Here is a 22,410-nt window from a genome sequence, read left to right as displayed (position 1 = left end):
CGTTTTCGAAGCGGTTCTCCAAGCATTGTACGTAGAAGATTCTAGATATTCAATATCTGTATATAAAGTGTCCGAAGGACGGGTTGGATCGCGGGCCTTAAGCCCGAAGGGCAGGGCGCCCCCGACGAGGCGGCGGCGAACCCGCCGTGGATGGGGTGAGCCCGAACCTGCTAGGCGAAGCGATCCGGCCGGAAGGCGGTCAGCGGAACCGCCGGCTCCTCGCCGAGGAGCAGTTCCGCCATCACCCGAGCGGTGCCGGCGGAGAGGTCGAAGCCGGAGCGAAAGTGGCCGCAGGCGGCGAACAAGTTGTCGTACCGAGGCACCGGTCCGATCAGCGGTAGGCTGTCCGGGCTACCGGGGCGCAGGCCAGCCCAGGCGCGCTCGAAGGGCACTTCGGCGAGGGCGGGGACCACCCGCGCGGCGAGGTGCAGGAGACCGGTCACGCCGCGCGCCGTCGGCCGCGCATCGAAACCGGCGTCCTCTTGGGTCGAGCCCACCAGCACCTTGCCCTCCGGCCGCGGTACGAGATAGCGGGATCCCGCCCAGACTACCCGCTGAAAGAGCGGCGCCGGTGCATCGAGCAGGACAATCTGGCCGCGCACCGGCGTGCCGGCTATGGGCTGGCCGAGGCCGGCGAACAGTTCCGGCGTCCAGGCGCCGGCGGCCACCACGAAGCGGTCTGCGGAGAGCGGTCCGTGTGCGGTATCGGCCGCCACGATGCGCGCGCCTTCGATCCGAAAGTCGCGCACCGGCCGGCGGGTGAGGAGTTCGACCCCGCGTCGCCGACAGGCGACAGCCAGGGCACGCACGTGCCAGGGACTGCGCAGTTGGGCTTCATCGGGCAGGTGGTAGACCAGCGGTAGGTCGCCCGCCAGGGCCGGCTCACGGGCATCGCGGGTCGTGCTGTCCCACTCTTCGACGGCGATACCTTCGGCCTGCCAACGCTCGGCAGCGCGCCGCAGGGGTTCGACATCGCTCTCTTCCAGGGCCACCCGAAAGCCGCCACACCGGCGATAGCCGTTGTCGATACCGGTTTCCGCGAGCAGCCGAGGTGACCACTTGGCGAGGCGCTGCAGGCTGTGGGCCCGGAGCCGGTCCATTGGCGACACGGCGCCCTCGAGGCTCGCCGGCTTCAAGATGCCGGCGCCGGCCCAGGACGCCTCCATTCCCGCCGCGCTGCGCTCGACAACGGTGACCGAGATCTCCCGTTGAGACAGCTCGTAGGCGATCGAAAGGCCGACGACTCCGCCGCCGACGATCAAGACGTCGCTCATGGGAAAGATTTCGCGGATGGGGAGGGGGGAAGGTGGGTTCGCATGGCCTCGAGCGCAGGACTTTAGCAGGCGGTTGCCCCAAGGAAGCGTCGATTCCCTGGGGCGGCTTCGGATAGAGTGCCGACGATGCGCAGCGTCGTCTTCGTCGCCCCGTTCTTCCTCGAAACTACCCTCCGCTTTGTGCGCGCGGCGGCCCGCCCGGATGTGCGGCTGGGTTTGGTCAGCCAGCAACCCCTGGAGCAACTGCCGGCGGATCTCCGGCCGCGCCTCGCGGGCCACTGGCGGGTGGACAACGCCCTCGATCCGCGGCACCTAGCGAATGCGGCACGGGGCCTCGCGGGCCAGATCGGGCAACCGGAGCGGATGATCGGTGTTTTGGAGCATCTACAGGTGCCGCTGGCCGAAGCGCGCGAGGCGCTGGGTATTCCCGGCCTGGGGGTGGAGGCAGCGAAAAACTTCCGGGACAAGGACCGAATGAAGAAGGTGCTGTCGGACGCCGGTCTGCCCTGCGCTCGACACCGCCTGGTGAGCGATGCGGCCAGCGCCCGTGCCTTCGCCGCGGAGATCGGATTCCCGCTGGTGGCCAAGCCACCGGCCGGCGCCGGGGCGGCCGGTACCTATCGGTTGGACGATGGCCCGGCGCTCGATCAAGCCCTCGCCATGCTGCGGCCCTCGCCGGCTCGCCCGACGCTGTTGGAGGAGTTCTTGACCGGCGAGGAGTTTTCCTTCGAGAGCGTCTTCGTGCGCGGTGAGCCGGTGTGGTGTTCCCTGACACGCTACCTGCCGACCCCCCTCGACGTGCTGCGCAATCCCTGGATCCAGTGGTGTGTGCTGCTGCCGCGGGAGGTCGATCACCCGCGCTTCGACGATATCCGGCGGGTCGGCTTCCGGGCGGTCAAAACCCTGGGACTGGAAACCGGCTTGAGCCACATGGAGTGGTTTCGGCTGGCCGGCGACCGGATCGCCATTTCGGAAGTCGGCGCCCGGCCGCCGGGAGCGCAGATGACGCCGCTGACCTCCTGGGCGCACAGCTTCGATCTCTACGAGGCCTGGGCGCGGTTGATGATCTTCGACCGCTTTGCGCCGCCGGAGCGCCGCTACGCTGCCGGCGCCGCGTTCCTGCGCGGCCAGGGCCGGGGCCGGGTGAAGGCGGTGCGCGGCCTGAGGGAATTGCAGCGGGAACTTGGAGAGCTGGTGGTGGACCACAATCTACCGCGCGCCGGCCAAGCGCCCTCGTCCTCCTACGAGGGGGACGGGTTCATCATCGTGCGCCATCCGCAGACCTCGGTGGTGGAGAAGGCGCTGGCCCGGATCGTGTCGACCATTCGAGTCGAACTCGGTTAGGCCTTGGAAGAGGAGCGTCTGATATGAACATCCTGTTCTTCTCCCCTGGTTTCCCCGGCGAGATGCCGTTTTTCGCGGCGGCCTTGGCGGAGGTCGGCGCTCGGGTGTGGGGCATTGGCGATCAGCCGGCGGCGGCGCTGCCGGAGCGGGCGAGACGAGCGCTCTCCGGTTACACCCAGACCGCCAGTCTGTGGGACGAAGACGACCTTCTGCGGCGGGTGCGGGAGATCCACCGCAAGGCGCCCTTCGACCGCATCGAGTGCCTGTGGGAACCGGGCATGCTGCTGGCCGCCAAGCTGCGCGAAGCGCTGGGTGTGCCGGGCATGACGGTGGCTCAGACAGTGCCCTTCCGCGACAAAGAGGCGATGAAATCGGTGCTCGATGCGGCGGGCGTGCGCACCCCACGGCACTTTCGCGCTACCAGCAGTCAGGCCTGCCGGGAAGCGGTGGAGCGGTTGGGCTTTCCGGCCATCCTCAAGCCCATTTCCGGCGCCGGTTCGGCGGACACCCATCGGGTAGAGAGTTCCGGCGACCTCGACAAGGTGCTGAAGCTGCTCACCCACATTCCGGAGGTCAGCGTCGAAGAGTTCATCGAAGGGGAGGAGTACACCTTCGACACCATCTCGATCGGCGGCCGCATCGCCTATTACAACATCGGCTGGTACCGGCCGAAGCCGCTGATCGCCCGCACGGTGCCCTGGATCAGCCCGCAGACGCTGGGGCTACGCAACGTCGAGCGGCCGGAGCTGGCCGGCGGCCGGCGAATGGGTGCTCAGGTGCTGCAGGCCCTCGGCTTCGGCACCGGCTTCACCCACATGGAGTGGTTTCTGACCCCCTCCGGCGAGGCGGTGTTCGGGGAGATCGGCGCCCGGCCACCGGGCGGCCGTTCCGTCGAGACGATGAACTACGCCTGCGACATCGACGTGTTCCGCGGCTGGGCTGAGGCGGTGGCCCTGCGGCGCTTCAGCCAGCCGGTGCGGCGGCGCTACAACAGCGTCGTGGTGTTCAAGCGCGCCCAGGGGGAGGGGCGGATTCAGCGCATCCAGGGATTGGAAGGGATTCTCGGGCGCTACGGCGACCACATCGTGTCGGTGGAGCTGCTGCCGGTCGGCGCGCCGCGGCGCAACTGGAAGGCGTCGCTCCTCTCCGACGGCTGGATCATCGCCCGCCATCCGGTGCTCGGCCGGGCCCTCGAAATCGGCGACCGCATCGGAACGGACCTGCAGATTTTTGCCCGCTAGGCCGCCGGCGGCTCCATCCGCTCGGTCGGCAGGCCGGCGCATTCGCGGAGTGCTGCTTCCACGTACTTTCCCACCATCGCGCCCCGCCACTGGGCCTGAAAATCGGTGTTGTCCATCGGGGTGGCGTGTTTGCGCGCCTTGGCCGCCGCCTCGGCGATGACCTCGGCGTCGAGCTTCTCGCCCTCGAGGGCGGCCACCGTCTGCTCCGGCACCACCGGCCGGGAGGCCACTGCCCCCAGGAACACCCGCGCGTCGCGCACCACGCCCTCCTGGTCGAGATCGAGGGAGGCACCGACGGAGAGCACCGCGAAGTCGATGGAGCCCCGCCGGCGCAGTTTCCAAAAGGCCGAGCGGCGCCGCGCCGCGGCCCCCGGCACCCGCACCGCCGTCACCAGCTCCGCCGGGCCTTTGGATAGGTACTCCATGCCGTCGTCGTGGAACAGATTTTCCACCGGCAGAGTGCGCTCGCCGTCCGGACCGAAGAGGGTCACCTCCGCACCCAGGGCGGCCAGCATCGGCGCCGAATCCGAAGCGCTGTGCGCCCAGCAGCGGGGCGAACTGGGCGCCACCCAGCACACGCTGCCCTCGGCCTTCATGCAGTAGTCGATGGAGCGGCGCCATTCTTCCGTTTGGTTGTAATAGGTGCAGCGGGTGTCGACGCACAGGTTGCCGCCGAGGGTGCCCATGTTGCGCAGCGGGGGAGAGGAGATCGACCGTATCGCCTTGGCGAGGGCCGGCAGGTCGGTCGCCACCCGCGAATGCTCGGCCACTTGCGTCAAGGTGGCGTTGGCGCCGAGGGTGAAGTCGCCGTTCGCTTGGATCGTGTCCAGCCTTGCGATGCCGCCGAGGGCCACCACGACGTCCGCGGTCTGGTGGCGCCGCTTCATGTTCGGCCACAAATCGGTACCGCCGGCGACGGCCCGGGCACGGCCTTCGGCGGCGCCTTCCTCGGCCAATATCTCGACCGCCTCGGCGAGGCGTCTCGGCCGGCGCAAGGTGAAGGGGGGAAGTCGCAGCATCTAGGCGGTTCTCTTCAGTTGCATCACGCCACCTCAGCGAGGATCTGCCGGGCGCGCTCCTCGATGCGATCGAAGGCGCCGGTGCGGAGGTCTTCGGGATCGAACAGGGAGGTCACGAAACCGGCACCCCAGGCGCCCGCGTCCAACCACTGCCGGAAGTTGCCGGCATCCACGCCGTTGGTCGGCACCACCTTGAGGAAGGGAAGCGGGCCGAGCACCGAACGCAGCCACACCGGACCGCCGGCCGGGCACGGAAAGAGCTTGACGAGCTGCGCCCCGGCGCGGTGGGCGCGCAGCATTTCCGTCGGCGTGTGGGCTCCGGGCATCGCCGCCACGCCGAGGCGGGCGGCGGCTCCAATCACCGCTTCGTCGACCACCGGCGACACCAGAAAGCTCGCCCCGGCGGCCACCGCGCGTTCCGCGTCTTCGGTGGTCAGCACCGTACCGGCACCGGCGACAATACCCTCGCGCCGGGCAAACTCCTGGATCAGCTCGAAGGCGCCGGGGATGGTGAGGGTGAACTCGACCAGCCGGAAACCCCCTCGCACGGCGGCCTCCATCGCCGACTCGGCGGTTTCGGCGGAATCCGTGCGCAGAATGGCGCTCGCCCGTTCGCTGCCGACCCGGGCGACGAAGTCCTCCGGCATCGTACTGTCGGCAAGTCGCTCAGGGGAAGGTGGGCTCATGGGGCGAGAGTATAGCCGCCGAGCCCAGAGGACGCACGGCGCTGCAGTGAGGTGCGCCGCTGCAGTGAGGTTCGCCAAAGCGCCGTGCTAACGTCGAAACGAAACGTCCGCGCCGGAGTACCGTCGCCCCGGAACTCCGGCGCGGATCGGCTCCTTGCCACAGAGGGAGCGTGAAGCCGCGAAGCCCTTGCCCGATCGGGAAACGACCCGGGGTGACGGGTTGGGCGAGCCGAGGGTTGCACGCTTCAGTTCCAAAGTGTCGAAAGTACTGCGATACGTGACTCGTTTCTTCTCTCCATCACGCGGCCTGCCGGCGATTCTGCCGGTGCTCAGCCTGTTCGTCCTGGGTTGCAGCAATCACTACCTGATTCACCCGCGGGACGCCTTGCCCGGCCTGGTGGAGACCCGGGAAGAGCGGCGGGTCGGTGACTTGACCCTCCGCCTGGAGTGGGTGGAGCCCGCCGGCGACGGGCTGCTGCCGGCGGTGGTGGTGCATCCGGAAGCCGGTCATCGAGCCCAGGAGATGCGCGGCATCTTGCGTAGCTTGGCGGCGAGCGGGTACCTGGCGGTGGCGGTCGACTATCGGCGCGACGACGGTGAAACGATCTTCACCTGGCAACAAAAAGAGGATGCCCTCGCCGCGCACCGGGTGGTGACGGCGCATCGGCGGGTCGACCCTTCGCGCATCGGGTGGATGGGATATTCACAGGGTGCCATCTACAGCCTGTTGATCGCCGCTCGCACGGAAGCGGCGGCGGTGGTGGCCTATTACCCGATCACCGACCTCGTGGGCTGGCTCGCCCAGTCCGACGAGCCGGGTTTCCGGGGTTGGTTGTTCGGTCAAATCGAGCGCCGCTTTCGTCAACGAAGCGGAGTCGGCGATGACGATGCCGAGTTTGCTCGCCGGTTGGCGCTGGCCTCACCGCTCGGCCAAGCGGAAAGGATCGAGGCCCCGGTCCTCTTGATCCACGGTGATCGGGACCGTTCCGCGCCGGTCGGCGAGTCTCGGCGCTTGGCGCAACGGCTACGGGAACTGGATCGGGACGTTGAGTTGGTGGTGCTCGAGGACGCCGGCCACGTGTTCAACTTTCGGACGGCATCGCGCGCCGAGGCCGCCTGGCGACAAGCGAAAGCTTGGCTTGATCGATATCTCCGGCCGAATTCCGAACAGTGAAAGGAAGGTTCCTCATCATGAACCGTCGAAGAATCTTGATCCTGCTTCTGATGGCGCTCCTGATGGGAGCCACCCTCCATGCGGACCGATCATCAGGAGGGCGAGAGGCCCTTGGACAGCCGGCGCAGGGCTCCCTCGCCTGGGTCCAGGAGGTCTTCGACTGGTTGACGACGCGACGGGCGCGGCAAGACGTGGGCCGAGCGCCGCAGGGGGAGCCGGGGTTGCGTCGGCACGATCAAGGTTCGCCGGTACCGGATGCCGACGGCTGCGGCGATCCTTCGACCAGCGGAGCCGAAGGGGACTGCGGCCCCTATCTCGACCCTGACGGGTAGGGTGTCTTTCGGCGCACGGCTACTTCTCGAGGTCGAGGGCCAAAGCGGGCCCTCGCCGCCGGGCCGCTCGGACTGTGCTCATGAGCTGTCGAAGAAGGTCGCCGCTCACCGCCTGCTCGGCCTCGGCGAGCAGGCCGAGGGCGGTCAGAGATTCCCGGGGAACTCCTAGATTCGCGAACAGATCGGCGGTCTGGCGAAGCAAGCGGGTGAGATCCGTCCACCGGTCGAGCTGGCGATAGGCGACGGCGAGGTCGAGGGCGACGAGGGCGGCCTCGTAGGGAAGTTCGTGTTCGGTAAAGCTCTGGCGTACCGCTTCAAGGCGCTCCGCCGCGTCGTCTGCTGCGCCGAGTTCGCGACGAATGCGAGCGCCGAGCCAATCGAAACGCAGACGGTCGATGGCGTCCGCCTGGCGGGCGATCAACGGCCGCGCTCGATCGAGCAGGTGCTCCGCCTCGGCCGCTTCCTCCAGTTCCGCCGTCAGGTAAATCAGATTGTGAGTGGCGAGCAGTTCCAGGGTGGCAGCGTCCAACCCCAGGACCGAACGTAGAGCTCTCGCCGTCGCCGCGATGCCGGCTTCGGTGCGACCTCGCTCTGCTTCGACGAAGCCCAGCTTGATCAAGGCACGGGCGCTGCCGGCGTGATCCTGATAGTGATGGTAGATGAGGGCCGCGGCGCGCAACCAGCGCACCGCTTCGACGAAGCGCCGCTGGTAGTTGGCGAGGGAGGCTCGCAAGGAGTAGAGGTGGGCGCGGGCCAGGGGATCGAGCCGGTGTCGCCGAGCCAGTCTCAGCGCCTCGTCCAAAGAGCGTTCGGCGGCGTTCAAGTCGCCCAGAATGCGCTGGGCGTTACCGAGCTCTCCGAGACCGCGGCACCGCACTTCGATCTGCTCGGAACGGCGCGAAGCCCATTCCGCCCACTGGGCATACTGGAAGGAGCGCGCCGGCTCACCGCGGCGGAGGTCGCGGCTGCGGGCGATCAACACGTCGACCAAGGCTCCAGCGAGGCGCGGATCGGTCTCGCCGACGAGACGACGCGCTTCGGTCGGTCGGTGTTCGAGGGAGGTGACGAGTTGTCGGGCTCGTTCCAGGCCTTCATCGCGGCCAAGAATCTGCGGAACGATGGCGCGGGACATCCGCACCACGGCGCGGTCCAGTTCACTCTGGTACTCGTTCAGGGGCTCCTGGGCGCCTTCGCGGGTGCCGTCGAGCAGCAGGCTGTCCCCTATCGCAGGGCGTGGCCGGCGGCAGACGGGACAGTGAGAGAGAAGGTGGCGGACCGCTCGCCGTCGGGAGGCCGGAGCGGCGGCGCCGGTCTCCAGGCGATCGAGCAGGTCCGCCGGGCAGGATTCTATGCTCAACGGTCACCCCTCTTGCGCGGCCGTTCACGCTCGGCTTCGAGGCGGCGCAGTTCGGTGGTGAGGGCCTCGCCGACCAGCGCCTGGACCCGATCGAGGTCGACTGGGCTGCGGTCGCGGCTGCGCTGAAGCGCTCGGTCGACCAGCGATTTCACCCGCGCCAACTCCTGCCGACGAAGATCCCGTTCCTCGGCGATACGCCGGTCCACCAGTTGCTCGATCTGTTCGAGGCGGAGGGAAGGTGGCGGCGCGCCGCCGTCCGCTGCCGCCGGGAAGCCGTCGTCCGATCTTGGAAGAGGAGCGGGTTCGACGGTTGTCGGGCCGAAGAGGCGGGCGAAAAACTCCTCCGGCGCCACCTCGAGAGCTCCCAAAATGTCTTGCACATGGGAGACCTTGAGGGCCGGAGATCCAGATCCGAGAACCTGGCTCAGGTAGCCGGAACTCCAGCCGAGCTGTTGCTCCACCGAGCGCCCGGAGCGTCTCTTCTCACGCATCAGGGTACGCAGCATCTGGCTCCACGCCAGAACGAGATTGACCGCTGTCATGGGAGTGATTATAGGTCCAATGCTGAAAATGTCACGAGATAGGTCTTTATTTCAGCGTCCGCAGAGAGAAATTCAGCACTGCGGAGGCCCACACCATCTCACGCCCGGACCACGCCGGCGGGGGCGTTATGCGGTCCTCTGGACCGCTCCCGGGACAATCCCGAGACGACACCCGAGTAGTCTTTCTAAGACGCACGAAAAAAAGGAGTTAGCAGCATGCGATCGACCCTTCTGGACGGAGATTCCTGTGCTACGATCGCCGCCTATGGAAGCCGTCGAGGTGCGCCGGAATCAGGTGCTCACGGATACGCTGCGCCGCTTTGTGCGGCGAGGAGCGCGCTCCAGCATCAGCAAGCTGCTGGCCAAGGTGCGTCCGGAGGATTTGGGCATGCTGCTGCGCGGCTTGACCCCGAGCGAGGGGCTGTCGGTCTTCCGCATCGCCGTCGCCGATTATCCGGACAGTGTGGGCTCGGTGCTGACGGAACTCGAGTCTTCCCTGCGCACCGATTTGGTGTCGCGCATGGACCCCAGCGAAGTCGCCGGGGTACTCGACCTGATCGCCGTCGACGACGCCGTCTTTGTGGTCGAGTCGCTGCCCTCGGAGGTCCAGGAGCGGGTGCTCGAGATCGTCGACCTCGAAGGGGTGACGGAGGTCCAGTCGCAGCTCACCTTCGAAGATGATTCGGCCGGCCGCATCATGACCCGCGAATTCTTCTCGCTTCCGGAGTCCAATTTGGTGCGCGAGGCAATCGCCACCATCCAGGATCAGGGGGAGGAGATCGAGATGATCTTCTACCTCTATATCGTCGACGAAAAGGGCGAGCTGATCGGGGTGACCTCCCTGCGACAGCTCCTCCTGTCGGCGCCGGGTAAGAGCCTGCGGGACATCGCCCAGCGCGACCTGATCAAGGTCACCACTTCGACGGACCAAGAGGAAGTGGCTCATCTCGCCGCGCGCTACGACCTGCTCGCCATTCCGGTGACCGACGACCGCAACCGCCTGGTCGGTATTGTCACCGTCGACGACATCGTCGACATCGTCAAGGAAGAGGCGACGGAAGATTTCCTCAAGATGGTCGGCACCAATGAAGGTGAGCTGCTGTACCAGGAGCGTGCCCTGCGGGTGGCGAGAATTCGCTTGCCTTGGCTGCTGATCAACCTCGGCGGCCTGCTGTTGACGGGTTTGCTGCTGGCCTTCTTCCAGGTGCGCTTCTCGGAAGCCTTGTTCCTGCTCACCTTCGTGCCGTTGATCATGGGTATGGGGGGCAACGTTGGCACTCAGACCTCGACGATCACGGTGCGCGGCCTGGCGACCGGCGGCATTCCCGAAGGTCCCGGGCGTATTCGAAAGTTCCTCTGGTCGCAGATCCGCGTCGGAGCGGTGATCGGCCTGGTGACGGGGCTGCTGGTGGCCGGCGCCGCCAGCCTGATTCAGGGCGGCAACCCGTACTTCGCCCTGGTGGTCAGCGCCTCGCTGTTCATGGCCATCCTGCTCGCCTCCTTGAGCGGTGCCATGATCCCGCTGCTTTTCGAGCGCATCGGCATCGATCCGGCGGTGGCCGCGGGCCCGCTGGTGACCACCAGCAACGACATCACCGGAATCTTGATCTACTTCGGCTTTGCCGGCCTGCTGATCGAGTTCTTGATCCGTTAGCAGATGCCGAAAGAGCTGCCGACGTTAACTTTCGACATCTGCTTTCTTTGTTTTCAGGGGGGCTGGGCGCCCCCCTCGCCCAATGGGCTCACCCCCATCCTCGGCGGGACGGTGTCCCGCCGCCTCGCCCTCTCGGGCTCGGGCGCGGCGCCTAGGCCGTTGGCGCTCGGAAGCGAGAAGGCCCACGGACCCCTCGGACCCCAGGGGATTTTCCCGAATGGCTTTTGAGCGCGACGAAGCGCTCATCCTGGAGGTGCTCGACCTCCAGGACCGCGACCGCATCGTGGTTTTCCTGAGCCGCGAGCACGGCAAGAAGCGCGGGGTGGCGCAGGGCGCCCGGCGGCCCCATAGCCGCTTCGCCGGGGTGCTCCAACCCCTTGCCAAGGTGCGCCTCGACTGGCGCGAGAAGGAAGGCCGCGAACTGGTGCGGATCGGGGGAGTGGATCTGCTGCGGCCGGCGAGTGGGGTGGAAAACGACCTGGAGGGTCTGCTGATCGGCAGCTACCTGGCCGACCACATGCTCGAATTCGCCCAGGAGGACGAACCCGGAGATCTCTGGTTTCGGCTGCTGGACAGCTCCGTGGAAGCGCTTTCGAAAGGGGTGGACCGAAATCTTACGGCGCGATATTTTGAGGCCTGGGTGTTGCGCCTGTCCGGCATTTTTCCGGCGCCCTGGGAGTGCCCGATCTGCGAGCGATCCTTGGCCGATGGCGCAGTGCTGCCGGCCGGTGGGGACACGCTCCTCTGCGGCCCTTGCGCGCAGGAAGTCCCGGGCCACTCGCTGATCGCCGATCCATCGGTGATCGAGTTCCTGCACTTGTTGGCGAAGGTGCCCCTGGAGGACTTGGCCGAGGCCCGCCCGCCGTCGGCCGGAACGCTGCGGCGGGTGGAAAAAATCTGCGCTCAGGTGCGTCGCCGGTTCCTGCAGCGCGAGCTGCGCAGTTATGAAGTGATCCGCCAGACGTTGGCTTTTCGAGGCGGCGATGATCGCCACCGGTCGTCGGCCGGCTAGGGCAGCCGACGCCCGGTGTTTCGAGGCCGCGATCGCTCGGCGAGCGGCGGGCCGATCAAGCGAGAGGAAGAGCGATGCAGACTTTTCAAGAACTGATCCTGCGCCTATCCGAGTTCTGGGCCGAGCAGGGTTGTGTTCTCCAACAGCCCTACGACCTGGAGGTCGGGGCCGGCACGATGCACCCGGACACCTTCCTGCGGGTGCTCGGCCCGGAGCCTTGGCGGGTGGCCTATGTGCAGCCGTCTCGGCGGCCGGCCGACGGGCGCTACGGCGACAATCCCTTTCGGCTGGCCAAGCACTATCAAATGCAGGTGGTCTTGAAGCCTTCGCCGAAGGACATCCAGGCCCTCTACGTGAAGAGCCTGGAGGCGATGGGCATCGACCTGTCGGTGCACGACCTGCGCTTCGAAGAGGACAACTGGGAAGCGCCGACCTTGGGCGCCTGGGGTGTCGGCTGGCAGGTGATGCTCGACGGCATGGAGATCACCCAGTTCACCTACTTTCAGCAGGCCGGCGGCCTGGAGCTGGCGCCGATCAGCGCCGAGATCACCTACGGCTTGGAACGCATCACCATGTTCCTCTCCCGCTCGCGCAGCCTCTACGACATCCGCTGGGTGGAGGGCGGCGTGCGCTACGGCCAGGTGCGGCACCAGGACGAGCTGGAGATGTCGAAGTACTACTTCGAGCTGGCGGACGTGAAGTTCCTCTCCGAGCAGTTCGACGGCCAAGAGCGAGAGGCGAACCGATGCCTGGAGGCCGGGCTGGTGCTGCCGGCCTACGAATGCGCCCTCAAGTGCTCTCACCTATTCAATGTGCTCGACGCCCGGGGCGCCGTTTCGGTGACCGAGCGGGTCGCCATCATCCGGCGGGTGCGGCGCCTGGCGGTGGCCTGTGCTGAGGAATACGTAGCGAGTCGCGAGCGCCTGGGCTACCCGTTGCTGCCGGCACCGGCGACGAGCGAGGAGGAGGTGGCTCATGCCGAAAGGTGAGTACCTGCTGGAAGTGCGCGCCGAGGAGATCCCGGCGCGCATGCTCGCCCCGGCGACGGCGGAGCTGGTCGAGGGGCTGGTCGAGGCCTTGACGGCCCGCGGGCTGGCGCCGACGTCGAGTTCCGTGGGCTTCACACCGCGGCGGCTGGTGGTGGTCTTGAAGGGCCTACCGGAGCGCGAAGAGGACCGCGAAGAGCAGATGATCGGTCCGCCGGCCCGCATCGCCTTCGACGACGACGGCGAACCTACCCAGGCCGCCCTCGGCTTTGCCAAGCGCTGCGGTGTCGAAGCGGATGCCCTGGAGCGGACCACCACCGACAAGGGCGAGTACCTGGCGGCGACGGTCAAGACCGTCGGTTCCGATACCGGCGAAGTGCTGGCGGAGCTGGCGCCGCGGGTGCTCGCCGGCTTGTCCTGGCCGAAGAGCATGAGGTGGGGCGACGGCGCTGGACCCTGGGTGCGGCCGGTGCACGGCATCGTGTCGACCTTTTCCGGTGCGGTGGTGCCCTTCGATCTGTTCGACGTCACCGCCGGCGACGAGACGGTAGGCCATCCGGTGCTGTCGCCGGATGCCTTCACGGTGAAGGGCGCCGCGGACTACCGCCGCAAGCTCTCCCGCCGCGGAATCGAGGTGCTGCCCGAGGAGCGCCGCCAAATACTGCTGGCGGAGATGCGCGAGCGCGCCGCGGCGCTCGGCGGCGTGCTGGTGGAGGACGACGAATTGCTCGACAAGCTGACCGCCATGTGCGAGATCCCCGGAGTGATGGAGGGCACCTTCTCGGAAGGCTTCCTCGGTCTGCCCCGGGAGGTTTTGATCGCCAGCCTGAAGGATCACCAGAGCGCCTTCACCATCGAGGGCGAGGCGGAGGAAGAGGGCGCCGAGCGTCCGCTGCTGCCGTACTACCTGACGGTGATGGATCGGCCGGACGATCCCGCCGGCCGGGTGCGGGCGGGCAACGAGTGGGTGGTGGCGGCGCGGCTCGAGGACGGCCGGTTCTTCTTCGACGAGGATCGCAAGCGCAGCCTGGCGGACCGCGCCGGCGACCTCGACCGGTTGACCTTTCACGAGCGCCTGGGCACCTACGCCGACAAAGCGGAACGTATTGCGGAACTGTCGCGCCTGCTGTGCGAACAGCTCGGGTGGCAGGGCGAGATCGACGCGGCGGTGACGGCGGCGGGACTTCTCAAAGCCGACCTGCCGAGCGAGATGGTCAAGGAATTCACCTCCCTCCAGGGGATCATGGGTGGCCTCTACGCGCGCCTCGAAGGCGTCGACCGGGCGGTGTGGCAGGCGATCTACGATCAATACCTGCCGGCCTCGACGGACGATCCGCTGCCGCGCGGCCGGATCGGCAAGATCACCGCCCTGGCGGACCGCATCGACTCGCTGGTCGGCATCTTCGGCCTGGGGCTGATCCCCACCGGCAGCCGCGATCCCTTCGGTCTGCGGCGGGCGGCCCAGGGCGCCGTGCGCATCACCCTCGAGGGCCGCTTGCCTCTGGACCTCGATCTGGTGGCGGCGCGGGCGGCGCTGCTCTACGGTGAGCGCCTGGAGCGGAGCGGCGAAGAGATCCTGTCGGATCTGCGCCCCTTTCTGCACGATCGCACCCGCTACCTCCTCGGTCTCAAGGGCTACGCCTACGACGAGATCGAGGCGGCCCTGGCGGTGGGCGGCAACGATCTGCCGGACCTCGAGGCGCGGGTGGATGCGCTCCACCGGGTGCGCGACGAGAAGGGCTTCCTGTCGGTGGTGCTGGCCGCCAAGCGAATCGCCAACATCGTCAAGGACCACAACGAGTACTCCCTCGATCCGGAAGTCTTCGCCGAAGACGCCGAGCGCGACCTGCACGACGCCTTCCAGGCCCTGCGCTCGCAGATCGAGGAAGCGGCGGCGGCGGGGGAGTACGAGCGCGGCCTGCGGCGCATCGCCGATCTGGCGGAGGTGCTCGACCGATTCTTCGTGGAGGTGCTGGTGATGGACGAGGACCGCGACCGGCGGCGCAACCGCATCGCCCTGCTGCAGGCCATCCATCGGGTGATCTCGCGCACCGCTCGGCTGACGGAAGTGGTGGTGGATCGCGCCGAGCATCGGTCGCGTTTCGAGGAGGACGAATCCTGATTCCACGGTACGAGGGAGGTGGATGGTGAGCGACACGAAATACGTCTACGCCTTCGGCGGCGGTACCGCCGAGGGATCCGCCGCCGACAAGGCCCTGCTGGGCGGCAAGGGAGCCAACCTGGCGGAGATGAGCCGCCTCGGCATCCCCGTGCCGCCGGGCTTCACCCTCACCACCGAGGCTTGCCTCTACTTCCAGCGTCACGACGGTGAGTACCCACCGTCCCTGGCCGAAGAGGTCGACGACCACCTGAAGCGTTTGGAGGAACTCCAGGAACGCTCCTTCGGCAATCCGGAAAAGCCGCTCCTCCTGTCGGTGCGCTCCGGCGCGCCGATTTCGATGCCGGGGATGATGGACACGGTGTTGAATCTCGGCCTCGATGGACGGGTGCTCGAAGCCCAGAAGAACGCCGGCGACGGCCGCTTCGTGCGCGACGCCTACCGCCGCCTGCTGACCATGTACGGCGATGTGGTGATGGAGGTGCCGCACCGCAGATTCGAGAAGGTGTTGGCGGCGGCTCGCGCCGCCGCCGCCGTGGCCGACGACGGCGCCTTGCCGCCGGCGGCCCTGGACGGGGTGATTTCGGCCTTCGAAGCACTGATCGCAGAGTCCGCCGGCCGGCCCTTCCCGCAGGACCCGATGGAGCAGCTCTGGGGCGGCATCCGCGCCGTCTTCGCCAGTTGGGACAACCAGCGGGCGCGCGACTACCGGCGCCTGAACGGCATTCCCGGCACTATGGGTACCGGCGTCAACGTGCAGGCGATGGTGTTCGGCAACGGCGGCGACGACTGCGCCACCGGCGTAGCCTTCACCCGCAACCCGGCCACCGGTGCGCCGGGCCTCTACGGCGAGTACCTGGTGAACGCCCAGGGCGAGGACGTGGTCGCCGGCATCCGCACGCCGAAGCCGATCGAGGGCACCGCTGCGGGCGGCGGCATGGCCGAGCGCTTCGCCGAGGCGACGGCGGAACTCAAGGCCGTCTGCGAGCGCCTCGAAGGCCACTACAGGGAGATGCAGGACGTCGAGTTCACCATCGAACACGGGCGCCTCTACATGCTGCAAACGCGCACCGGCAAGCGCACCGGCCCGGCCGCCGTGCGCATCGCCGTGGAGATGGTGGGCGAGGAACGGATCAGTCCGGCGACGGCCTTGAAGCGGGTCGAGCCGGAGCACCTCGAACAGATGTTGGCGCCGGACTTCGACCAGAACGAGAAAGCGCGTGCGGTGGCCGAAGGCAAGCGGCTGGCCGAGGGCCTGCCGGCGGGGCCCGGAGCGGCGAGCGGCCGCATCGCCTTGAGCGCCGACCGCGCCGCCGCCATGGCCGCCGACGGGCCGGTGCTGCTGGTGCGCGAGGAGACGTCGCCGGAAGACATCGTCGGCATGCACGCCTCCTCCGGCATCGTCACCTCCCGCGGCGGCATGACCTCCCACGCGGCGGTGGTCGCCCGGGGGATGGGGAAGCCCTGCATTGTCGGCGCTTCGGAACTTCACGTCGACGAGGAGAGCGGCGAGGTTCGGGTGGCCGGCCAAGTGCTGCGGGAAGGCGACGACCTTTCCATCGACGGCACCACCGGCGAGATCTTCGCCGGCGGCCTGGCGCCGCGGGAATCCGATGTGCTGGCCGCCTTGACCGGCGCCGGTCCGGACACCGAGGCCGCTCGCGCCTTCCGCAAGGTCCTCGAGTGGTCCGACGGCGTGCGCCGGATGCGGGTGCGCGCCAACGCCGATACCCCGGAGGACGCCATCCGCGCCCGCGCCTTCGGGGCCGAGGGCATCGGCCTGTGCCGTACCGAGCACATGTTCTTCGAGGAAGACCGCATCCCGCGGGTGCGGCGCATGATCCTGGCGACCAGCGCCGAGGAGCGCCGGGCGCCCCTCGAAGAGCTGCTGCCGGTGCAGCAGTCCGACTTCGAGGGCATCTTCGAGGCGATGGCCGGCCTGCCGGTGACGGTGCGGTTGCTCGATCCGCCGCTCCACGAATTCCTGCCGCACGGCGAAAAAGCGCTGGCGGAGCTGGCTGGTGACATGGGCATCGATGCCTCCGAGGTGGCCGCCAAAGCCGAGTCCCTGCGCGAGGTCAACCCGATGCTCGGCCACCGCGGCTGCCGTCTGGGCGCGACGGCGCCGGAGATCTACGATATGCAGGCGGAGGCCATTGCCCGCGCCGCCTGCGTGCGGCGCCGCGCCGGTGACGATGTGCAGCCGGAGATCATGATCCCCCTGGCCGGTACCTCCGAGGAGCTGAGTCGCCTGCGCGAACGCACCGTGGCGGTGATCGAGCGGGTCCAGCAAGAGGAGGGGGTTGAGGTGCCGATCCTGGTCGGCACCATGATCGAGATTCCCCGTGCCGCCCTGGTCGCCCGGGACATCGCCGCCCACGCGGATTTCTTCTCCTTTGGCACCAACGACTTGACCCAGATGACCTTCGGCTTCTCGCGCGACGACATCGGCAGCTTCCTTCCGCAGTACCTCGAACAGGGTCTGCTGCCCTTCGATCCCTTCATGCGTATCGACGAGACGGGAGTCGGTTCCCTCGTCCGTACCGCCTGTGCCCAGGGGCGCGAGGCCAAGGCTCATCTCCACCTCGGCGTGTGCGGCGAACACGGCGGCGAACCGCACTCCATCGCCTTCTTCGAGCGGGTCGGGCTGGACTACGTTTCGTGCTCCCCCTACCGGTTGCCGATCGCCCGTCTGGCGGCGGCGCGGGCGGTGCTCGCCGCACGCGAAGAATCGCTGCCGGAAGGGGAATGACCCAGCCCGCCGGCCGCGCGCCGGTCCTCGACGAGGCGAGCCGGTTGGCGGCGCGCTATCCGGACGAACCCCGCTGGGTGGACCTGCGGGGCCTGTTGCTTTCCGGTCGGGCTCTGCTCTTCGCGCACCGACCGGAGGTCGGCTTCATCGCTCGCTCCCCGGACGAGCCCTTCGCTTTCGTCGCCGGCACCCCGGTGTCCGGCGATCTGGCCGACCTTCTCGCCCACGGGGACCCTCCGGAACTTGAGATCCTGGTGCCGAACGAGCACGCCGACGCCGTCGGCGAGATGCTGCCCGGTTGGGCGCGCGGTTCGACCGTGCTCCATCGCTATTCCGGGGCAACCGGCGCGTTCGCCACGGCACCGCCTCACGGAGTGACCCTCACCACCTTGACGGATCCCACCGCTCTCGCCGCCGGCACCTGGTCCGAGGCAACGGCTGAGGAACTGGCCGCCGCCGTCTCGAACGGCATGGCGATGTCCGTCGCCTGGGTGGACGGTGAACTCGCTGCCTTTTGCGCCGCGCCGGTCGAAACGGAATCCCTGTGGGACGTGTGGGTTGAGACCTTGCCGGCCCACCGGCGCCGGGGCCTCGCCTCCGCCTGCTTCCACCGCCTGCGGGACGACATGATCGCTCGCGGCAAACTGCCCGTGTGGGGCGCCCACGGCGACAATCACGGTTCGATTCGGATGGCGAAGGGCCTGGGCTTCGTCCCCGCCGGTACGCTGGCGTACTTCCGTAGGGAGGCCGGGTGACCGCGTCGGATTCCAGCGCCGAGTCGTCCAACAAGGCGCGTCTCGATCGATTCTGGGACGGCAATCGGGACTACTACGAACAGGCCGCCACGGCCAACCCCGAGGCCTCGCCGGAGCGACAGCGGCTGTTCGCATACCTCGAGCCCGGCGACCGGGTGCTCGATCTCGGTTCCGGCTCCTGCGAAAACGCCCTCTGGCTGCCGGCGGGCAGCCGCTACGTGGGCACCGATGTCTCCACCGCGGCCCTGGTGATGGCCGACGAAAAGGGGCGGCCCGGCGAGCGGGTGCGGAGCGATGGCGAAACCCTGCCCTTTGCCACCGCGTCCTTCGATGCGGTGATCTCCACCTGGGCTCTCGAACACTTCCACCGGCCGGCGCAGACGCTGCTCGAAGCGGCTCGGGTGCTGCGGCCGGGAGGCCTGCTGCTGGTGGTGGGTTCCGCATGGGACCTGCCCTACGATCTGCCGCCGAGCCTCGATCCACGCCGCCGACTGGGCCTCGCCGCGGTGCGGCTGTTGCGCCAACTGCGGTCCCTCTTGGATGGCTCCCACGTCTTCGAACTCGTCGCGGAGCCTCGGGTGCTGACGGAAGGGTACGTGCCGGACGCCGACGCCGTCCACGTCGCCCAATCCTGGCGCCTGGAGCGGTTCCTGCGGGCCGCCGGCCTGGAGTTGGAGATCTTCGAACCGCTGCCCCACCGGCCAGACCCAAAAGGTGCCAGGGGAATGTTGCGGCGGCTGTTGCGCCTTGTCCCCGCCTGGCGCCGGGGCTGGGGTTCGACCCTGTTCGCCGTGCGGCGAGGCGAGCGGCTGCATCGGCCGGCGTTTCGACGGGTCTTCCTCTGATCGAGGCGACAACCGTTCGGCCCATGCTGCGTAAAGAAAGAGAAACGAGGAGAACCCGATGAACCGCCTGAACCCCCACCGCCGTTGCTTTCTGTCTTTTTCGGTCGCCGTCGTTTTGCTGACGAACACTGCGCTCTGGGCTCAGGAGAACCCTGCCTCGCCTCAGACTCCCGCGGAGAAGGCTCAGGCGCTGCTGACGGCGGAGAAGTGGCCCCAGGCCATCGCCGCCTTCGAGGCCTTGACGGAGGCCTCGCCGGACGATCCGCAGGCCTGGTTCGGTCTGGCCCAGGCGCGCCATGGGGCGGGGGACTACGGCGCCGCCGTCGTCGCCTACGGTCGGGCCGCCGACGCCGGTTTTTCGGCACCCCGCACCCTGTTCCAGGGGGCCCGCGCCCTGGCCGCCGCCGGCCGCGCCGAGGAGGCCGTCGCCCGTCTCGGGGAACTCGCCGACACCGGCGCCAAGGTCGCCGCCGCCGTCCGGGCCGACGCGGATCTTTCCAAACTGGCCGCACGGCGGGACTTCCAGGCGGTGCTCACCCGCCTCACGCCGTGCAGCGAAGACGAATTCCACCAATTCGATTTCTGGCTGGGGGAGTGGGACGTGGTCAACCAGCAGAGCGGGGCCACCGGTGCGATCAACCGCATCAGCGCCGTCCACGGCGGCTGCGCCCTCCACGAGCAATACGAAAACGGCGCCTACGTCGGCTCGTCCCTGAACGGCTACGACGCCACCACCGGCAGGTGGTATCAGTTCTGGAGCGACAACCAGGGCACCGTCCTGCGATTGATGGGGGAGTGGGACGGCAAATCGATGGTGATGCAGTCCGCCCCGGCACCGGATCCGCAGGCTTCGCCCCTCAACCGCATCTCCTGGACTCCCAACCAAGACGGCACCGTCCGCCAGCACTGGGAAACCTCCACCGACGACGGCAAGACCTGGACCACAGCCTTCGACGGGCTGTACACGAAGAAGGGTTCGCAAAAGTAGGCCCTCTTTTCAACCTCTTCTGCTCGATCTCCGCACTCCTCTTCCATCCCCCGAGGTCCCGCAAGAGGGCCGCTCGGATTCTGCAGGGTGTACGGATTCTGATGACGAAGATGGAGGTCGGTCGGTGGCGGGTCGACCGGGAGCTCGACGCGAGCGCACGGTAGGAATTGTGCAGTCCTCGATCGGTTTGCGCTCGCGGAGCGCAGCGTGGGGCAGTAGCTTGAAAGTCTGAGAAGCCCCACGCGGTCCCGGTCGTCCCGCCATCGACCGGCCGGCCAAGCGCGGTCCCGGTCGTCCCGCCATCGACCGGCCCGGCAGGGTGATCACCGGCGCCTATCAGATCGCCGGGATATGATTCACGCTCATGCCGAAAATCCATCTCCTTTCGGACCACCTGGTCAGCCAAATCGCCGCCGGGGAGGTCGTCGAGCGTCCCGCCTCGGTGGTCAAAGAACTGGTCGAAAACTCCCTCGACGCCGGCGCGACGGAAGTGCGGATCGAGTTGGAAGCGGGCGGCAAGCGGCGCATCCTGGTGGCCGACGACGGCGTGGGGATGGGCCGGGACGATGCCCTCCTGGCCTTCGACCGCCACGCCACCAGCAAGATCGACAACTTCGAAGATCTCCAGCAGGTGGGCACCCTCGGCTTTCGGGGCGAAGCCCTCGCCTCCATTGCGGCGGTGGCGCGGGTGGAATTGGTGACCGCCGACGAGCCCGGCGACGGGCAGCGGGTGCGCATCGAGGGGGGGCGGGTCAAGGCGGCGGAGCCGGCGGCGCGGGCCCGCGGCACCACGTTGGAGATCGCCAACCTGTTCTTCAACGTGCCGGCTCGGCGCAAGTTCTTGAAGACTCCCGCCACCGAGCTGCGGCGCTGCGTGGAGGTGGTGCAGGGCTACGCCCTGGCTCGGCCGGACGTGCGCTTTTCCGTGCATCACCAGGGGCGGGCGCTGCTCGAAGCGCCGCCGGTGACGGCGGAAGATCCCGTCGAGGGCGCCCGTGAACGCATCGCCCAGGTCTTCGGCCGCCCCTTCGCCGACGAGCTGGTGGCAATTCCCGCCAGGGAGTCCGGCACGATCACCGGGTTGGTGGGAGCCGCCTCCAAAGCGCGCGGTCGGCGGCTGTTCGTGTTCGTCAACCGGCGCTTGCTGCGCGATCGCTCCATCCTCGCCACCTTCTATCGGGCCGTGCGCGACGAATGGCGCAATGAGGACTATCCCTCGCTGTTTCTGTTTCTGGACGTTCCACCGCAGGATGTAGACGTCAACGTTCATCCGCAGAAATCCGAAGTGCGCTTTCGCGATCCCGCCATCCTCGATCATCTCTACGGTCGCTTGCGGGAGGGCCTCGCCGCCGCCCGGGGCGAGGAGGAAGCTCCCCTGCGATCGCCCCAGCGTCCACCAACGCCGCTTGCCTGGCAGGGTCTCGGTGAACGCAAAGCACCACCATCGACCGCCTCGGGCGGTGAGCCCTGGAGGGTGGCACGAGCCGGCGAGGTCCGAGAGCCGGCCCGCAACTGGCCCGCGACCCCTCCGCAGCAGGTGGCGCGGCCGAGCTATGCGCCGGTGGAGCGCTCAGCGGTGCCGCTCTCCGGCCGCTCCGGTGAAGAGCGGCCCTTTCGCCTGCTGGGGCAGTACAAGGGCACCCTGATCCTGCTCGAAGGGCCGGATGGTCTCTACCTGATCGACCAGCATGTGGCCCACGAGCGGATTCTCTTCGAGCGCCTGAAGCGAGCGATGGAGCAAGAGGCGACCTCCAGCCAACGGCTGCTGACGCCGCCGGTGTTGGAGCTTTCGCCGGCGGAACACCTGCGGTTGGCGGAAATGGTACCGGACCTCATGGCCTGCGGTTTCGAGGTCACTCCGCTGTCCGGCCGCAGCGCCGCCCTGGTGGCGATACCGGCAGTGCTCAAGGCCGATGAAGCGGAGGATCTGTTGCGCTCGCTGTTGGCCGAAGACGAGGCCGGCGGTTCCGGTCCGGAGGTGATGCGCCAGCGCATTCTGGAGAACATGGCGGCGGACGGTTCGTGCAAGGCGGCGGTCAAGATGCACCACCCGCTTTCGGCGGCGGAGATGGAAGCACTGGTCGCGGAGCTCTTCATCTGCGAGAATCCCTACGCTTGCCCGCATGGAAGGCCGGTGGTCCTGGAGATGACCGACGCCGATCTCGAGCGCCGCTTCAAGCGGCGATGAGAACGCGCGGCCTCTCCTCGTCGTACAAGTCGGGGTAGGCCTTCGGATTTCGCGGCCCGACCGTTGTCCCTGGACTGGATCCTTCGCCATGACTCTGCTTCCGCCATCTCCCAGCACTCTCCGAAGCGGCCGCTTCGGAAGG

The 22,410-nt window shown here is 68.0% G+C and carries 18 protein-coding genes; 13 read left to right on the top strand and 5 right to left on the bottom strand.

All coding sequences use genetic code 11. The features are described from left to right. Window positions 1-170: 170 nt before the first annotated feature. Window positions 171-1,274 (bottom strand): glycine oxidase ThiO, encoded by a 1,104-nt coding sequence (gene thiO, locus AAF481_12980; protein ID MEM7482082.1) that lies wholly within the window; start codon window positions 1,272-1,274, stop codon window positions 171-173. A 126-nt stretch (window positions 1,275-1,400) separates the two neighbouring features. Here thiO and AAF481_12975 point away from each other — a divergent pair, with 126 nt between their 5' ends. Next, a complete protein-coding gene (locus AAF481_12975; protein ID MEM7482081.1) occupies window positions 1,401-2,618 on the top strand; it encodes a hypothetical protein in 1,218 nt (405 codons plus the stop codon). A gap of 23 nt (window positions 2,619-2,641) precedes the next feature. Beyond that, window positions 2,642-3,859, top strand: coding sequence for an ATP-grasp domain-containing protein (locus AAF481_12970; GenBank protein MEM7482080.1), 1,218 nt, complete (start codon window positions 2,642-2,644; stop codon window positions 3,857-3,859). Here the strand turns inward: AAF481_12970 and AAF481_12965 are convergent. Further along, window positions 3,856-4,878 carry an FAD binding domain-containing protein gene (locus AAF481_12965; GenBank protein ID MEM7482079.1) on the bottom strand — a complete coding sequence of 341 codons (1,023 nt, stop codon included), beginning with the start codon at window positions 4,876-4,878 and terminating at the stop codon, window positions 3,856-3,858. The two genes, AAF481_12970 and AAF481_12965, sit on opposite strands and share 4 nt — an antisense overlap. A gap of 23 nt (window positions 4,879-4,901) precedes the next feature. Further along, window positions 4,902-5,564 carry a 2-dehydro-3-deoxyphosphogluconate aldolase gene (locus AAF481_12960; protein MEM7482078.1) on the bottom strand — a complete coding sequence of 221 codons (663 nt, stop codon included), beginning with the start codon at window positions 5,562-5,564 and terminating at the stop codon, window positions 4,902-4,904. Window positions 5,565-5,841: 277 nt separating this feature from the next. Here AAF481_12960 and AAF481_12955 point away from each other — a divergent pair, with 277 nt between their 5' ends. Continuing rightward, a complete protein-coding gene (locus AAF481_12955) occupies window positions 5,842-6,738 on the top strand; it encodes a dienelactone hydrolase family protein (GenBank protein MEM7482077.1) in 897 nt (298 codons plus the stop codon). 17 nt (window positions 6,739-6,755) lie between these two features. Further along, entirely contained in the window at window positions 6,756-7,070 is a 315-nt protein-coding gene (locus tag AAF481_12950; GenBank protein MEM7482076.1) for a hypothetical protein, read from the top strand. 19 nt (window positions 7,071-7,089) lie between these two features. Here the strand turns inward: AAF481_12950 and AAF481_12945 are convergent, their stop codons facing one another. Together AAF481_12945 and AAF481_12940 are read right to left on the bottom strand one after the other, a co-directional pair. Further along, window positions 7,090-8,427, bottom strand: coding sequence for a hypothetical protein (locus AAF481_12945; protein ID MEM7482075.1), 1,338 nt, complete (start codon window positions 8,425-8,427; stop codon window positions 7,090-7,092). Then, the gene (locus AAF481_12940; GenBank protein MEM7482074.1) at window positions 8,424-8,969 is read right to left on the bottom strand and encodes a hypothetical protein; all 546 of its coding nucleotides are present in this window, start codon (window positions 8,967-8,969) and stop codon (window positions 8,424-8,426) included. Before AAF481_12940 ends, AAF481_12945 begins: the two co-directional genes overlap by 4 nt. 265 nt (window positions 8,970-9,234) lie before the next feature. On the opposite strand from AAF481_12940, the gene mgtE reads away from it, so the two are divergent. From mgtE to mutL, 9 genes are all read left to right on the top strand, one after another. Then, window positions 9,235-10,623 carry a magnesium transporter gene (gene mgtE / locus AAF481_12935; GenBank protein ID MEM7482073.1) on the top strand — a complete coding sequence of 463 codons (1,389 nt, stop codon included), beginning with the start codon at window positions 9,235-9,237 and terminating at the stop codon, window positions 10,621-10,623. Window positions 10,624-10,840: 217 nt separating this feature from the next. Continuing rightward, entirely contained in the window at window positions 10,841-11,635 is a 795-nt protein-coding gene (recO, locus tag AAF481_12930) for a DNA repair protein RecO (GenBank protein ID MEM7482072.1), read from the top strand. Window positions 11,636-11,709: 74 nt separating this feature from the next. Further along, the gene (locus AAF481_12925) at window positions 11,710-12,624 is read left to right on the top strand and encodes a glycine--tRNA ligase subunit alpha (GenBank protein ID MEM7482071.1); all 915 of its coding nucleotides are present in this window, start codon (window positions 11,710-11,712) and stop codon (window positions 12,622-12,624) included. Continuing rightward, a complete protein-coding gene (gene glyS, locus AAF481_12920; protein MEM7482070.1) occupies window positions 12,611-14,743 on the top strand; it encodes a glycine--tRNA ligase subunit beta in 2,133 nt (710 codons plus the stop codon). The genes AAF481_12925 and glyS overlap by 14 nt, the downstream gene beginning before the upstream one ends. Window positions 14,744-14,765: 22 nt before the next feature. After that, window positions 14,766-17,492 carry a pyruvate, phosphate dikinase gene (gene ppdK, locus AAF481_12915; protein ID MEM7482069.1) on the top strand — a complete coding sequence of 909 codons (2,727 nt, stop codon included), beginning with the start codon at window positions 14,766-14,768 and terminating at the stop codon, window positions 17,490-17,492. Beyond that, window positions 17,489-18,247, top strand: coding sequence for a GNAT family N-acetyltransferase (locus tag AAF481_12910; GenBank protein MEM7482068.1), 759 nt, complete (start codon window positions 17,489-17,491; stop codon window positions 18,245-18,247). Before ppdK ends, AAF481_12910 begins: the two co-directional genes overlap by 4 nt. Further along, complete coding sequence (locus AAF481_12905; protein MEM7482067.1) at window positions 18,244-19,092, top strand: class I SAM-dependent methyltransferase; 849 nt, start codon at window positions 18,244-18,246, stop codon at window positions 19,090-19,092. Before AAF481_12910 ends, AAF481_12905 begins: the two co-directional genes overlap by 4 nt. 58 nt (window positions 19,093-19,150) lie before the next feature. After that, window positions 19,151-20,080: a tetratricopeptide repeat protein gene (locus tag AAF481_12900; GenBank protein MEM7482066.1), complete on the top strand. Its 930-nt coding sequence runs from the start codon at window positions 19,151-19,153 to the stop codon at window positions 20,078-20,080. A gap of 364 nt (window positions 20,081-20,444) precedes the next feature. Then, entirely contained in the window at window positions 20,445-22,268 is a 1,824-nt protein-coding gene (gene mutL / locus AAF481_12895; GenBank protein ID MEM7482065.1) for a DNA mismatch repair endonuclease MutL, read from the top strand. Window positions 22,269-22,410: the final 142 nt, after the last annotated feature.

The organism is Acidobacteriota bacterium (assembly GCA_039030395.1).
GTDB lineage: Bacteria > Acidobacteriota > Thermoanaerobaculia > Multivoradales > JBCCEF01 > JBCCEF01.
Note: the sequence above shows the minus strand (reverse complement) of the source record. Positions and strands in the feature narration are given on the sequence as shown.

Bases quoted from the DNA above. Each gene is read 5' to 3' on its own strand.
- AAF481_12925 (MEM7482071.1), top strand. From the start codon at position 11,710: ATGCAGACTTTTCAAGAACTGATCCTGCGCCTATCCGAGTTCTGGGCC.
- recO (MEM7482072.1), top strand. From the start codon at position 10,841: ATGGCTTTTGAGCGCGACGAAGCGCTCATCCTGGAGGTGCTCGACCTC.
- glyS (MEM7482070.1), top strand. From the start codon at position 12,611: ATGCCGAAAGGTGAGTACCTGCTGGAAGTGCGCGCCGAGGAGATCCCG.
- AAF481_12940 (MEM7482074.1), bottom strand. From the start codon at position 8,969: ATGACAGCGGTCAATCTCGTTCTGGCGTGGAGCCAGATGCTGCGTACC.
- AAF481_12950 (MEM7482076.1), top strand. From the start codon at position 6,756: ATGAACCGTCGAAGAATCTTGATCCTGCTTCTGATGGCGCTCCTGATG.
- AAF481_12970 (MEM7482080.1), top strand. From the start codon at position 2,642: ATGAACATCCTGTTCTTCTCCCCTGGTTTCCCCGGCGAGATGCCGTTT.
- mutL (MEM7482065.1), top strand. From the start codon at position 20,445: ATGCCGAAAATCCATCTCCTTTCGGACCACCTGGTCAGCCAAATCGCC.
- ppdK (MEM7482069.1), top strand. From the start codon at position 14,766: ATGGTGAGCGACACGAAATACGTCTACGCCTTCGGCGGCGGTACCGCC.
- mgtE (MEM7482073.1), top strand. From the start codon at position 9,235: ATGGAAGCCGTCGAGGTGCGCCGGAATCAGGTGCTCACGGATACGCTG.
- AAF481_12975 (MEM7482081.1), top strand. From the start codon at position 1,401: ATGCGCAGCGTCGTCTTCGTCGCCCCGTTCTTCCTCGAAACTACCCTC.
- AAF481_12965 (MEM7482079.1), bottom strand. From the start codon at position 4,878: ATGCTGCGACTTCCCCCCTTCACCTTGCGCCGGCCGAGACGCCTCGCC.
- AAF481_12910 (MEM7482068.1), top strand. From the start codon at position 17,489: ATGACCCAGCCCGCCGGCCGCGCGCCGGTCCTCGACGAGGCGAGCCGG.
- thiO (MEM7482082.1), bottom strand. From the start codon at position 1,274: ATGAGCGACGTCTTGATCGTCGGCGGCGGAGTCGTCGGCCTTTCGATC.
- AAF481_12960 (MEM7482078.1), bottom strand. From the start codon at position 5,564: ATGAGCCCACCTTCCCCTGAGCGACTTGCCGACAGTACGATGCCGGAG.
- AAF481_12900 (MEM7482066.1), top strand. From the start codon at position 19,151: ATGAACCGCCTGAACCCCCACCGCCGTTGCTTTCTGTCTTTTTCGGTC.